Here is a 13,157-nt window from a genome sequence, read left to right as displayed (position 1 = left end):
ATTTCAAATTTATTTCCGTTCAACGTTGCGAAATGAATAACATCGGAAAATCCATTCGGTAAATGTTGGAGAATCAAAAACATCGAAGCAACAGCGCCGCCGAGATAAATGAACAATTGCACAACATCCATCGCAACAACGGCTTTCAAACCGCCGAGATATGTGTACGCAAGTGTGAAAATTCCGATGAGAAAAATACTTGTGGTGTAATCGAAACCGGTGATGAGATGAACGGGAATTGCTGTTGCGAAAAGTCGAACGCCGGAAGCAAGAACGCGCGTAACGATAAACACCGACGACGTAAATTTTCTGAGCGGCAAACCAAAACGCTTGCCGAGAAAATCGTACGCAGTTTCCAAATCGCCGTTGTAATATGCGGGAATAAAAATTAAACTGACGAGAAGGCGACCGATAAAATATCCAATCGCAACTTGGAGAAAGTGCATATCGGATTTGTATGCAAGTCCGGGAATACTGATGAAGGTGAGCGTAGAAGTTTCGCTTGCTACAATCGAAAATCCTACCGACCACCACGACATTTCTTTTCCGCCAAGAAAATAATCGCGCGAAGTTTTTTGTTTGCCGGCGATAATTATTCCCGCAATTGTTACGCCGATGAGATACAGCGCAACGATGAGGTAGTCGAGAGTTGCAAAGCCCATTGAGTTCATTTTATATTTTACATTTTTTATTGAACATTGATTCCAACTGAAATTTTTTTTTCAATACTCAATGTAAAATATAAAATGTAAAATGCTTCATTCTTCCATCGCTTCTTCGAGTGAATCATAAAACGCAAACGATTGGTCCATCATAATTGCCTGCATTGTTTCGATGATATCGTGATTTACACCGGCAAGACGCAAATCAAAATCGTACTCCTCTGAAAGTTGTTTGGTAAAAAGAAGCGCGCTTAAACCGTGTTCATCGGCTTCTTGCACATCAGTTAAATCAAGGACAAGAGTTTGCACTTTATCTTCTTTGCACACAACAAGCAGTTCCGCTTTGAGATAATGCGAAACTATGGTATCGAGTTTCGATTCATAGAGAGAAAGAATAGTTTTTTCGTCTTTGGTTTCGAGAGAGAAATTAAGGTTCATAGTTTTTTTCTTAAATAATTGAGATGGAGTTCACTTCGTTTTTTTACCACGAGAATTTCAAGTCTTCATCAAAGTATATAAAAAAAATGGACTCCATCATTCAGAAATCTTTTAAAACATTTTCAAACAGTGCACGAGCCAGTCGTATGTTGCTTGGTGTAATTTTGAATCGCGTTTCGTTGCGTTGAAAAATATATTGTAAAATGGTTTTGACTGCTGATAAAAAAAACCGACTCGGTAAACTGCATTCGATGATTTGCAAATATACGCAGGGGCAAGTTCAAAATTGCAGTTTAAATCGAGCGCAACATCATATTTTTTCTTTTTTACTTTGCGCAGAAATTCTTCTTTCGGAATCCCGAAACGGTTTTTATCCGACGGAGAAAAAAAGATTGTATCGAAAAATGCAAATTCCTGTTTCGTTCGCGGAAGATTGAGAAAATCCACATACGTAACGTTCATTCGCGAAAGTTCTGTTTCAAGAAATTGTAAACTTTTTCCCGCGGCGATTGCGGCATTATATTCCGTTGGGAGAATAATGAGAATGCTTTGCGCATTGGTAAAAAAGTTTGTAAACGCGCGAACATCCTCTTTCAATTTACGAAACTTTACCTGCGAAATTTTGAGTCCGGCAAATTTCAGCATATCGGTAAATGCGTGAACCACCGTTACTTTATCTGCCCATTTGCGAACGTGTTGTATTTTTTCTTGAACGCTATCTACCACGTTTAGTAATTGGTAATTTGTAAATGGTAATTAGTCAGAAACAACAAGTAAAATATATTATTATTGATGTTTGCGTTTTGAAATTTGTTTGTCATTTGGAATTTGAGTTTTGGATTTTCTCATTTCACCATTTTCAAAAATTCTTCTTCGTCAATTGTTATTATTCCCAGTGATTTTGCTTTGTCTAATTTTGAACCGGCATATTCGCCGACAACAACGTAATCAACATTCTTACTAACGCTTGAAGCAGTTTTTCCTCCGTTTGTTTCAATCATTTCTTTTGCCTCATCACGTTTCAACGTTGGAAGTGTTCCGGTAAGCACGAAAGTTTTCCCGGAAAATTTTCCTGTAACTTTCTTTTTGTCTTGTGAAAGTTGCAACCCGAATTTTTTCAATCGCTCGACAATTTCTCTGTTGTGTTTTTGTGAAAAGAAGTTTACGATGCTTTCTGCAATTTTTGGTCCGATGTCTTCGACTTCGAGCAATTGCTCTTGTGTTGCTTGTTCCAATTCTTCAATCGAAGAAAATTGCTCAGCAAGTTTTTGCGCAATCGTATTTCCCACGTGCCGAATTCCCATCGAATACAACACGCGATGATATGGTTTTGCTTTGCTCAACTCAATTCCGTCTAAAAGATTCTGAACACTTTTTTCTCCCCAACGTTCTATGTGCGCAAGTTCATCTTTGTGTTTGTGTAATTCGTATATGTCGGAATAATTTTTCACAAACTTTTTTTCGAGCAACGTTTCGACAACTGCTTCGCCAAGTCCTTCAATATCCAATGCGCCGCGCATTGCAAAATGTTCTATTCGCCCGTGAATTTGCGCGGGGCAATCAATATTTTCGCAAAAATAATTCGCTTCATCCTCGTTTTTGAAAAGCGGTGAATTACATTCGGGACATTTCGACGGAAATTTATATTGCTTCGATTTGGCATTTCGTTTTTCCAACACAACCGAAGTAACTTTCGGAATCACATCGCCACCTTTTTCGACTACGACCGTATCGCCAATCCGACAATCAATTTCGCGAATGTAATCTTCATTATACAACGACGCGCGCGAAACAGTTGTCCCTCCAAGAAAAACCGGTTGAAGTTCTGCAACAGGAGTAATTGTTCCGAGTCGTCCGACTTGCAATGTGATGTTGTTCAAAATCGTTGTTGCTTTTCGCGAAGCAAACTTAAACGCCACAGCCCAACGTGGAGATTTCGCAACCGTTCCGAGTTTTTCTTGCTGCGCGAGCGAATCAACTTTTACGACAACGCCATCAATATCGTACGGAAGCGTTTCGCGTTTTTCTTCCCACCTTTTCCAAAACGCAAGCACATCATCAATCGAATTACAAACACGAAATTCTTCATTCACGGGAAAGCCAAGTTTCTTCAACAGTTTTAAATTATCAGAATGAAATTTTTCTTTCGTATTGTTTGAAGAAAAATAATACGCGAAGAACTGCAATTTTCTCGAAGCAACAATTTTCGGGTCTTGCATTTTCAGCGTTCCCGAAGTAAAGTTGCGCGGATTCATAAATGTTTTCTCGCCTTTTTTTTCTTGCTCTTTATTCAACGCGGCAAAATCTTTTCCGAGCATAAATACTTCACCGCGAACTTCAAAGTCGAGATGGACACCACTTTGAAAGTGGCGTCCATCTTTAATAGAAAGCGGAATTGCGCGAATTGTTTTTACATTGTTCGTAATGGTATCGCCTTGTGTTCCATCACCGCGAGTTGCTCCTGCGTGCAAAATTCCGTTGCGATATTGCAATGCAAGCGCAACACCATCGAATTTCAATTCACACACGTAACGAAATTTTTCATTCGGTAATAATTTTTTCACTCGTTCATCGAAATCACGAATATCGTTTTCATCGTACGTGTTTTGTAAACTCAACATCGGCGATGAATGAATGTGCGTTGGAAATTCTTTCGTCGGTTTTCCCCCCACGCGTAACGAAGGAGAATCGGGCGTTTGCAGTTCCGGAAATTCTTCTTCGAGAGTTATCAGTTCACGCATCAACGCATCGTACGCTTCATCGGAAATTGTTGGCTGCGATAAAACGTAATAGCGTTCATCGTGCAACAAAATTTCTTTGCGCAGTTGTTCGATGCGACGTTGTGGTTCTTTAATTTGCGGCACTCGAATCTTCCTTTTCCTCTTTCAACGTTCCAACATTTCCTTTTACGTCAAAGCGATTCAACATTTCTTTATCGAGAATGGAATTGCGCAAAATCATTCCTTCTTTTCCCAATGCGCCGATGTAACGATTGTTGAGCGTGAAGTGAATTTTTCCTGCGTCGCTTGCCGTGATGGAAAACTTATCTTTTGCGCTCCACGTTGCGCTTTCATTTTTTCCGAGAATTGATTTCGTTGTTTGTTTTCCATCTGTTTTTACAATCAGCCAAACACTATCCGTTGCTGTTGCAGAAAGCCGCATTGAGTCTATGTGTTCAACAACGCGTTCACGTTCTTCAAATACTTCATGAAAAGGAATTGCCTTGATATTCGATGCACTCTCCCACCTATTGAATTGCGTCACCGCATACACAACACCAAGCAATACAATAAACAACACCACGCCTTTGAGGACATCCCGGTGCGGCATTTTTTTGTGTGACGCATCATTCTTTCCGAAACCTTTTTTTTCTGCAATAATTGCGGCGACTTGGTCAACGGGAGGAGGCGTAGCAGGTAATTGTATTTCCGCCGGCGAATATTCTTCTTTGGAGATAATCGCTTCATGTGAAATGCCAACTTCTTTCGCATACGTGCGTATAAATGAACGGAGATATGCTTTGGGAATGAGGGCAAAATTTCCTTCTTCCAATGCTACGATGTACCGACGATTGATGTGAGTGAGCGCGGCAACATCATTCACCGAAAGTTGTTTATGCTCGCGCGCGGATTTGAGTTGTTCCGAAATTGTGTTCACGATTTCAAATTTTTTCACGGAAAAGTTACAAAGTTTGAAAGAGAGGAAAAAGCATGCGTTCCAACAATCTCGATCGCGGCATCTTCGGAAAACGTTTCTTTCAATGGGAAAGATGCCGCAATTGTTCCCACGAAGAGCGCACATCGTCTTCCGCCTTGACGTGCTCGGTAATATCAAAAGCGGTTCCGAATGCGGCTATGCTTCCCTCGTATCTGTAACACTGGAAGTAAAGTCGAGCCAGCGAACATCGTTTTTCTTCGTTCGAATTTTGAGTTCGTATCTGTTCAGCACCGATTCGCCTTGTAATAGTCTCAATCCGCGTTCACGCACGAGTTCCTGAAAATACGTGTGCATAATGTCACAGAAGTTCATTTGCATTAATTCTTCATTCGAATATCCTGTCAGCATTTGTGCCGCGGGATTCACATATTTTATTTTTTCTCACTGATAGATGAAGATGGCAGAGTTTGTCGATTCCGTAAGTGTTCGGAATTTCAGTTCGCTTTCTCATAATCGCTCTTCGATAAGTTTAAGTTCGGTAATGTCAGAGGAAATATGGGTAATCGCTTCGAGCGCGGAAAACGTCGGTTGATGGTAATCGGAAATGATGGTAGTGGGAGAAAATTCTTGGAGTTTGCGAAGGAATGTTTCTTTTGTTTGTACGCGCTGCATCGTGAACTCAACACCTGCGCGTTTGAGTTCGCGGTCTAATAATTGCGCATCCAAATCATTGTCTTCGACTAATAAAATACGATGAATGATGGACATACAATTTTTTTTCAGGACGATGATATACTATTATGCGGGAAAAAACTAAATAAAAAATTGACGACACGAAAACGCGGGAACAAGCCACTCGAACGTTGCAGTTGATATATGGAACAAAGCGTACACAAAGCATTGATTGTATTGTTCTTTCACTTATGTTCTTCTATATTGTTGCTGAAAAATATGAGCAAAGAACAGAATACGACAGCATTATTGTATAAAAACTTCAGCGACCGGTTGCGAACATTGATATTCGCAAAAGTTCATAATGCAATGGATGCGGAAGATATTCTGCACGAAGTGTTTTTGAAGATTCATAACAAAATGGAAACATTGCGCGACAAAGAAAAACTCGAGCAGTGGATATTTCAAATTACGCGCAATGCCATCATTGATTATTTCCGCGCAACGAAAACTGCAACAGATGTTGATGACGAATCATTCGACATCGAAGAAACGCCGGAAGAGCCGCGTATAACCGAACGACTGCAAACCAGTATTCGCGAAATGATACAGGAATTACCGGAGCCATATCGCGAAGCTTTGATTCTTGTCGAATACGAAAGGATGCGCCAAATCGCATTGTCAAAAAAACTTGGCATTTCGTTTTCCGGAGCAAAATCCCGTGTGCAACGCGCGCGCAACATGCTGAAAGAAAAATTATTGCAATGCTGTCATTTTGAATTTGACCGTTACGGAACCATCATAGATTATCATCCGATTTCGTGCAAATGTTGTTCAGGTTGCAAACCTTGAAGGTTTGCTCTTTTTAGAAATGCACGTGAATTTTTCGATATTTAAGTGCGAAAATTTTTGCACGCGATGAAGTTTTCTTTTTTGACAATTCTAACCGTTGCGTTGTTCCAGTATTACGGATGCAATGCGCCGCACAATAATCCGTTGGACCCGGGAAATCCTGAAAATAAACTTTTTCAAATTCAGGGAACAGTGCAAACAAACACCAATCCACCAACGCCGATTGCGGGCGCAAGTGTTTACTGGAAAAATACTAATGTGTTTATGTATTCTTCTGCATTCGGAAAATTTACGTTTGAACATCTTGAACCAAAAAACGGTTGGTTGTATTTTGAAAAAAACGGTTACACGCAAGATTCGTTTTTCGTTCAATGGAACGGAAGTAAAAAAATTGGTGTCATTAAAAATCTCAACGCATTACCCAAACTTGACAGTGTAATAATGTACAGCGTCGTAAAAAACAGAGGCATAGATACGAAGGAATATCAATTGATTGTCGAAGCGGATATCAGCGACGACAACAATATTGATTCTGTTTTTCTCGTCAATGAAGAATTGGAAATACGAAAACAATTATCGAAAATATCTTTGGCGCATTTTTCCGGAACATTTTCCGATTTCGATTTAAATCTCAATTCGTTCGATGTCATTATCGGAAGAAATTTTCTGCTCGTTGCAAAAGAAATAGGAGGAACCGCGTTTGTTGTCGGAAGCGCCAATGTCAAACGCATCATTAAAGAGGAGATCGAAATTCTTTCGCCGAAAAATTCTGAAGTAGTAACGGTAACACCAACGCTTCGCTGGAAACGGTTCACGCCGGGATTTGCATTTTCGTATACGATAGAAATTTATACCGATGAGATTGAACCGATAATGAAATGGTCGAAGACGAATATTTCCGGCGACAGTATTTTTTTCAACATCGAAACTTCGCTTGATACAAGTGCAACGAACGAATTTTTCTGGGTGATTTGGGGAATTGATGAGTTCAAGAACAAAACGCGCTCGAAGCCGGCATCGTTTATTGTTCAGTAATGAGAGCAGAGAATTGAGCGATGACAGAAACAGTTTTTAAGAATATTTCCGCAATAAAAACACTTACGAAAGAACAGTTTGAAGCGTTAATAAACGTGAGCCAACTACTAAATGCGCAAACATACGAAGATTCGTTGGTTGAAAATGCGCTCGATTGGGTAATCAACGTAGTGAATGCGGAACGCGGACTTTTTGTTCAATACAACGAAACGGAACATACATTTTCCATCATTTCTGCGCGCCATATCCGAAAAGAAACCCTCAGCGACCTTTCGCAATTTTCTTCCGGCGTGTTGCAGCAAGTTATTCAGAACAAAAAACCGATTCTCTATCACGACGCTCAAAGCGACCCGAACGTTTCGCAATTTCTCAGCATACAAATTCAAAAAATAAAATCCGTTATCGGTGTTCCTATTTTGCGCCACGATGAAATCTGGGGAGTAATTCTTGCCGATAGTCAACGGAACAGAAAAGAATTTACCGAAGAAAATTTACTCTTCCTGAATTTTTTTGCAAATCTTGTTTCGTTGTCGCTCGATAAAATTCAACGTCTCGAATTATTGCAAAACGAAAATGAAATTCTCCGCAACAAACTTCAAACAACGGAACAACTTCCGAACATCATCGGCGAAAGCGAAAAAATGCGTGAACTTGCGCGCATCATTCACAGAGTATCCGCCAAAGATACCACGGTTCTCTTGCAGGGAGAAAGCGGAACGGGAAAAGATTTGGTAGCGCAGGCAATTCATAAACTCAGCGAACGAAAAGATAAACCGTTTCTGGCGCAGTTCTGCGGTTCTATTCCCGACAATCTTTTGGAAAGCGAATTATTCGGATATAAAAAAGGCGCGTTCACCGGAGCAATTGCGGACAAAAAAGGATTGCTCGAAGTTGCCGAGGGGGGAACATTTTTTCTCGATGAAATTGCTGACATCTCCGCTGCGTTACAAGCGAAATTTTTACGCGTGTTGGAAAACAAAGAAATCATTCGTTTAGGCGATACACAAGTGAAAAAAATCAACGTGCGTATTATCGCGGCAACGAATAAAGATTTATGCCAACTTGTGAGCGAAGGAAAATTCCGCGAAGATTTATTTTATCGCTTAAATGTATTTCCGATTACGCTTCCGCCGTTGCACGAACGACGCAGCGATATTCCGCTCCTTGCAACATTTTTTGTAAAACAAATCAGTGGAAAAGCAATAACGTTTTCCAGCAATGCAATGAAGAAACTGGAACGATATAATTTCCCTGGAAATGTTCGTCAATTATTCAATGTGCTTCAACGCGCGCTGATTTTATGCGATGCGGGAAAAATTGAAGAAGAACACATCATTTTGGAAAACGAAGGGAAAAGCGATTCGTACGAAGGAACGTTGGAAAATATAGAAAAGCAAATACTGAAACAGCGACTCAAGGATTTTCGGGAAAACCGAACAGCGGCAGCGGAATCGTTAGGCGTTTCTGTTCGTTGGGTGCAGATGAAACTTAAAGAAATTGGAGTGCCGTAATGGATACGCGCGAATTGTTATTCGAGAAATTTGAAATTCTCGATTGTTTTAAGAAAGATACAAACGCGGCGGTGTATCTTGCACATCATACGTTTCTCGGGAAAAAAATTATCCTTAAAGTGTTGAACACGGAAACGCTCCTTGATGAGCAAATTGTCGAACGATTTAAGCGAGAAGCAAAAATTCTCGCAAAACTTGAGCATCCGAACATTATTAAAGTGTTAGATTTCGGAATGTATCAACACTTTTTTTACATTTCATTCGAATACTTTGAAAGCGAAAACCTTCGCGTATTTTTGGGAAAAAAGGAAACTTCGGTAGATGAAAAGAAGCGTTTGCTTGTTCAGTTGTTTCATGGATTAAACAACGCTCATCGTCATCATATTATCCATCGCGATATCAAGCCGGAAAATATTTTCGTGAACAACAATTTGCAACTGAAAATCGGCGATTTTGGTTTGGCGCTATCGCGGGAAGATACGATGATGACAAGTCAATATTCCATCGTTGGAACGCCGAGTTATATGTCGCCGGAACAAATTCAAGGAGAAACGCTCACGGCGCAAAGCGATTTATTCTCCGCAGGAATTGTTGCGTATGAATTGTTCACCGGAGAAAATCCGTTTGTGGGAAATGATGTGAATTCTACGATTAACAACATCATTCGTTTTGATGAAGAGAGATTGTTGAACGAGTTGCATTCTCTTCCTGAAGAAATACAACCGTTGCTCCAACGATTACTGCGGAAAAATGCGCGTGAGCGATACGAAAATGCAGAACACGCATTGCTTTCACTTGGAGAAACACCGGAAAGTGAAAAAATCGTTGTTGCAATTCAGGGGAAAACAATGGGAAGAAGAAAAAAAATAATGTTCATTCTTTCGGGAACGCTTCTCTTTCCGATAGTTTTTCTTTTGTGGAACAAAAATCAAATCGGCATTGAAACAAAACAACCATCGCCGATTTCCGAAACAAGAACCATAGATACGCAGAAAAACACGAACGGTGTTCCTTTAGCATCGTTGAAAGAGAATGAACGGCGTGAAGAACCATTTATTCCGCCTTCGCAACCAACATTGAAAAAAGAACCGCGAGTTGAAATTATTGATGTAGCGAAACCGAACAATACCGAATTGCACTGGGGAGAACTTTTTGTTGAATGTCTTCCGTGGGCAAATATCTACGTGGATTCTCAACTTATCGAAACAACGCCGTTGAGTAAAAACATTGTACTTCCTGTTGGCGAACACAAAATAATGCTCACGCATCCCGATTTTCCTCCCTATAGCGAGAACATTCGAATAGTACAATCGAAGGTCGCATCGGTAAAAATTCATCTGGATACGCTGTTCGGTTTTTTGGAATGTAGCGTTTTTCCTTGGAGCGAAGTGTACATCGACGGAAAATTTTTCGGTCACACACCATTGAATCGTCCGCTCAAACTATTTCCCGGCGAACATACGTTATCGTTTCGCAATCCGAAGTTTCCGCCGGTGCAACAAAAAATTGTTGTTCTGCAGAATGATACATTGAAAATTCGGCATAAATTTGAAAGATGAAATATATTTGGCACAAGTATTGCAAGTAACGTCGTTGTAGTATGACATCGTTTATTCGAAAAATAGTATTCACAATTATCCTCGCTCACGGCGTTCTTTCTTCGCAGGGAACAACGTGGGAAGTTGTTGGTCAAATGCCATTTCCTGTATCGGGAGCAGAAGCCATTGTTCTTGATACAACCATTTATCTTTTCGGCGGCTATTCTGATTCAACACAATCCATCGTGGATATAATACAGGCATATTATCCCAATTCAAAAACGTGGCAATTTATCGGACACATGCGAAAAAACCGTTATCGCTTTGTTGCGGAAAAATTCAATGATGAAGTGTACATCCACGGCGGAATATTTAACTTTTGGCGAGGAGATAGTACGATGGAAAAGTTCGTCAAAGAAGATTCTACGCACGTAACGCTTTACGATACTAACCGTATTTTCAATCGTTTGGATGCAACAGGACTTATCATCAATCAGAACTTATATATTTTCGGCGGATTGTATTTAGACCGAAGACCCTCTGCGCGGTTAGTGTATGTTGCCGAGTATAACATTCCGACGAAAACCGTTACATATAAAAACGATAGTTTATACGTCGGAAATGAGATGCCGGAAAATCAAATGTCGTCGTCGCGGGGAAATACTATTCTTGTTTTCGGAGGAGAATACAACGGCATACGAACTGACATTTTTCAATTCAATATCAATTCGCATATCTATAAAAAATTTCCCCGTCGTTTGCTTGTTCCTCGTGCAGGAGGAAGAGCAGTTCGGATAGAGAGTGAAAACAAAATATTTATTCTCGGTGGATATAATGAAGTCAGCGGCGCGCTCAATTCTATGGAAGTTCTTCGTTTCGGCACAGATACAACGGTTACGATGGGGCCGCAGATGCAATACGGACGCAGACGATTCAGCGCTGTTGTTTTTAATGACTACATCTATGTTTTCGGCGGGGCAAATGCGCACGGAGTTATTATTCCTCACATCGAAAGGTATCGAGCATTGACAGATTTTCAAGAACCGGACGTGCGCGCAAACGATTTTGAACTTTCTCCGAATTTTCCGAATCCGTTCAATCCGACAACGACGATACGGTTTCGTTTGGAACATACAGAGAATATTTCACTGGACGTTTTTTCGCTCGAAGGAAAACACGTCGCAAATCTTGCACGCGGGAATTTTTCAGCGGGAACACACAACGTTATTTGGCGCGCCGACGGTGGGAACAGCGTTGCAAGCGGCATTTATATTTACACACTGAAATCAAACGATTATTCACATTCGCGGAAGATGCTGTTGATTCGATAAAATGTTGCTCGTTTTCGCCTTGATGAGTGCCGTTACAACTTTCAAAAAAATGATGTTCCCGCTTGCCTCTTTCGTATGCAACCACTTCCGAGGAGTGTCTGTTCTTTCGCAGAAAAACAAACATCTTCTCGCTGTTTTCTGTACATTTTTCTTTTTTTCCACAACAAGTTTTTCGCAAGATTCTCTTTTTCTTCAACAACTTCGGCAAGCGTACGAATCATTTGATTTTTCCCGTGTTACTCTGCTTTCCGAACAAATTCTTTCGAGCAGCATTCCGCTTTCGGCGAACGAAGCGATAGAATTATACACGATGAGCGGCGTTGCTCATTATTCGCTTGCGCAGGAAATTGATGCGAGAAAATGCTTCGTCGAAATTCTGAAACTCAATAAAGATTACGCATTGGATCCGGTTTCCATTTCTCCAAAAATCATCACGTTTTTTGAAAAAGTACGAAGAGATTTTTTCCAAATTGCTGACACGTTCCTCAGTAATGAAGAACCTAAAAAAGACACCTTGGCTAAACCTACGCTCGTATTTATTCGCAGAGGAACGGATTCTGTAACCTCTTCATTCCTTCGTTCGCTTCTTCTTCCCGGTTGGGGACATTTGTATATGAACGAACAAAGCAAAGGATATATTTTAACGTCTGCAACTGTTGTGAATGTCGCCGCAATAGTGTATTTTATTTTCGACACAAACGAAAAAGAACAGCAATACTTGAACGAAGGAAATCCGCAGCGGATTTCGAAGAGTTATGATAAATTCAATACTTCGTATAAAATACGAAACGCGTTCATCGGTTCGTATCTTGCGTTGTGGTTGTATTCGCAATTTGATTTGGTAAACATTTCGGAGCGCCATTTTCCGGAATATCCCCAACTTTCCGCATCTCAAGATTTCAGTACGGTCAAAATTACTGTTCGATTTTCTTTTTAGTTCCTAACAAGTTACGATTGTTCCCGCAAAAAAAAACGTTAGTGCGAAATTTATGCGTGATTTTTTCCCTGCTGAACATTCCATCATTTTGCAAACGGAATGCTTCGCAAATAGTGTTAGCGAATAAAAGTGAAACCGCAAATTTACTCAGAAAGAGTAGTTCGTAGTAGTTATGGCAATTGACCTTCCAATCTACTATTCGAACCAAGTAAAAAAAACTTTTTCATTTGAACATACTGCCGAGAACGTGTTTTTTTACAGGTTGAAGCAATGATATTCTATGTTTTGGAAAAAAAACATACGTTTAACATATCAGATGCAGCCTTGAAGGGACAACGCCGAACCTTTCAAGTATAAAAAAGCATATAATTCGCTCAAAACCTCCGTTTGTCAAATCTTCCAATTTGTTGTCGTGCGATTGATGAATGTAAATCATACTATCAACTCTTGAAAATGATACCAATCAAACGAAGTAATTTGACAATTTTTCCCTCTGCAGTATTTGGCACGATAATTGCTTTTTC

Annotated in this window: 13 protein-coding genes; 6 read left to right on the top strand and 7 right to left on the bottom strand. The window is 40.2% G+C overall.

Annotated features, from left to right (window positions below):
* The 7 genes from FJ218_08820 to FJ218_08790 all read right to left on the bottom strand — a co-directional run.
* Positions 1–671, bottom strand: a 671-nt coding sequence (locus FJ218_08820) for a sodium:solute symporter (GenBank protein ID MBM4167000.1), incomplete at its 3' end; no start/stop codon positions are given.
* An 87-nt stretch (positions 672–758) separates the two neighbouring features.
* Positions 759–1,100: an STAS domain-containing protein gene (locus FJ218_08815; protein ID MBM4166999.1), complete on the bottom strand. Its 342-nt coding sequence runs from the start codon at positions 1,098–1,100 to the stop codon at positions 759–761.
* A gap of 111 nt (positions 1,101–1,211) precedes the next feature.
* Positions 1,212–1,826, bottom strand: coding sequence for a glycosyltransferase family 9 protein (locus FJ218_08810; protein MBM4166998.1), 615 nt, complete (start codon positions 1,824–1,826; stop codon positions 1,212–1,214).
* A 119-nt stretch (positions 1,827–1,945) separates the two neighbouring features.
* The gene (gene ligA, locus FJ218_08805; protein ID MBM4166997.1) at positions 1,946–3,955 is read right to left on the bottom strand and encodes an NAD-dependent DNA ligase LigA; all 2,010 of its coding nucleotides are present in this window, start codon (positions 3,953–3,955) and stop codon (positions 1,946–1,948) included.
* Complete coding sequence (locus FJ218_08800; GenBank protein MBM4166996.1) at positions 3,951–4,901, bottom strand: DUF4115 domain-containing protein; 951 nt, start codon at positions 4,899–4,901, stop codon at positions 3,951–3,953. Before FJ218_08800 ends, ligA begins: the two co-directional genes overlap by 5 nt.
* Positions 4,902–4,952: 51 nt before the next feature.
* Positions 4,953–5,183, bottom strand: a complete 231-nt coding sequence (locus FJ218_08795; protein MBM4166995.1) for a PAS domain S-box protein — start codon at positions 5,181–5,183, stop codon at positions 4,953–4,955.
* Positions 5,184–5,264: 81 nt separating this feature from the next.
* The gene (locus FJ218_08790; GenBank protein ID MBM4166994.1) at positions 5,265–5,525 is read right to left on the bottom strand and encodes a response regulator; all 261 of its coding nucleotides are present in this window, start codon (positions 5,523–5,525) and stop codon (positions 5,265–5,267) included.
* Between the two features lie 183 nt (positions 5,526–5,708).
* Here FJ218_08790 and sigZ point away from each other — a divergent pair, with 183 nt between their 5' ends.
* From sigZ to FJ218_08760, 6 genes are all read left to right on the top strand, one after another.
* Positions 5,709–6,281, top strand: a complete 573-nt coding sequence (sigZ, locus tag FJ218_08785; protein ID MBM4166993.1) for an RNA polymerase sigma factor SigZ — start codon at positions 5,709–5,711, stop codon at positions 6,279–6,281.
* A gap of 66 nt (positions 6,282–6,347) precedes the next feature.
* Positions 6,348–7,316 carry a carboxypeptidase-like regulatory domain-containing protein gene (locus FJ218_08780; GenBank protein MBM4166992.1) on the top strand — a complete coding sequence of 323 codons (969 nt, stop codon included), beginning with the start codon at positions 6,348–6,350 and terminating at the stop codon, positions 7,314–7,316.
* A gap of 20 nt (positions 7,317–7,336) precedes the next feature.
* Positions 7,337–8,827: a GAF domain-containing protein gene (locus tag FJ218_08775; GenBank protein ID MBM4166991.1), complete on the top strand. Its 1,491-nt coding sequence runs from the start codon at positions 7,337–7,339 to the stop codon at positions 8,825–8,827.
* Positions 8,827–10,386: a PEGA domain-containing protein gene (locus tag FJ218_08770; protein MBM4166990.1), complete on the top strand. Its 1,560-nt coding sequence runs from the start codon at positions 8,827–8,829 to the stop codon at positions 10,384–10,386. The genes FJ218_08775 and FJ218_08770 overlap by 1 nt, the downstream gene beginning before the upstream one ends.
* Before the next feature lie 41 nt (positions 10,387–10,427).
* A complete protein-coding gene (locus FJ218_08765) occupies positions 10,428–11,696 on the top strand; it encodes a T9SS type A sorting domain-containing protein (GenBank protein MBM4166989.1) in 1,269 nt (422 codons plus the stop codon).
* Positions 11,697–11,790: 94 nt separating this feature from the next.
* The gene (locus FJ218_08760) at positions 11,791–12,633 is read left to right on the top strand and encodes a hypothetical protein (protein ID MBM4166988.1); all 843 of its coding nucleotides are present in this window, start codon (positions 11,791–11,793) and stop codon (positions 12,631–12,633) included.
* Positions 12,634–13,157: the final 524 nt, after the last annotated feature.

The sequence above is a fragment of the Ignavibacteria bacterium genome (assembly GCA_016873775.1).
Lineage (GTDB): Bacteria > Bacteroidota > Ignavibacteria > UBA10030 > F1-140-MAGs086 > JAGXRH01.
The sequence above is the reverse complement of the archived record's forward strand: the minus strand, read 5'-3'. Positions and strand labels throughout refer to the sequence as shown.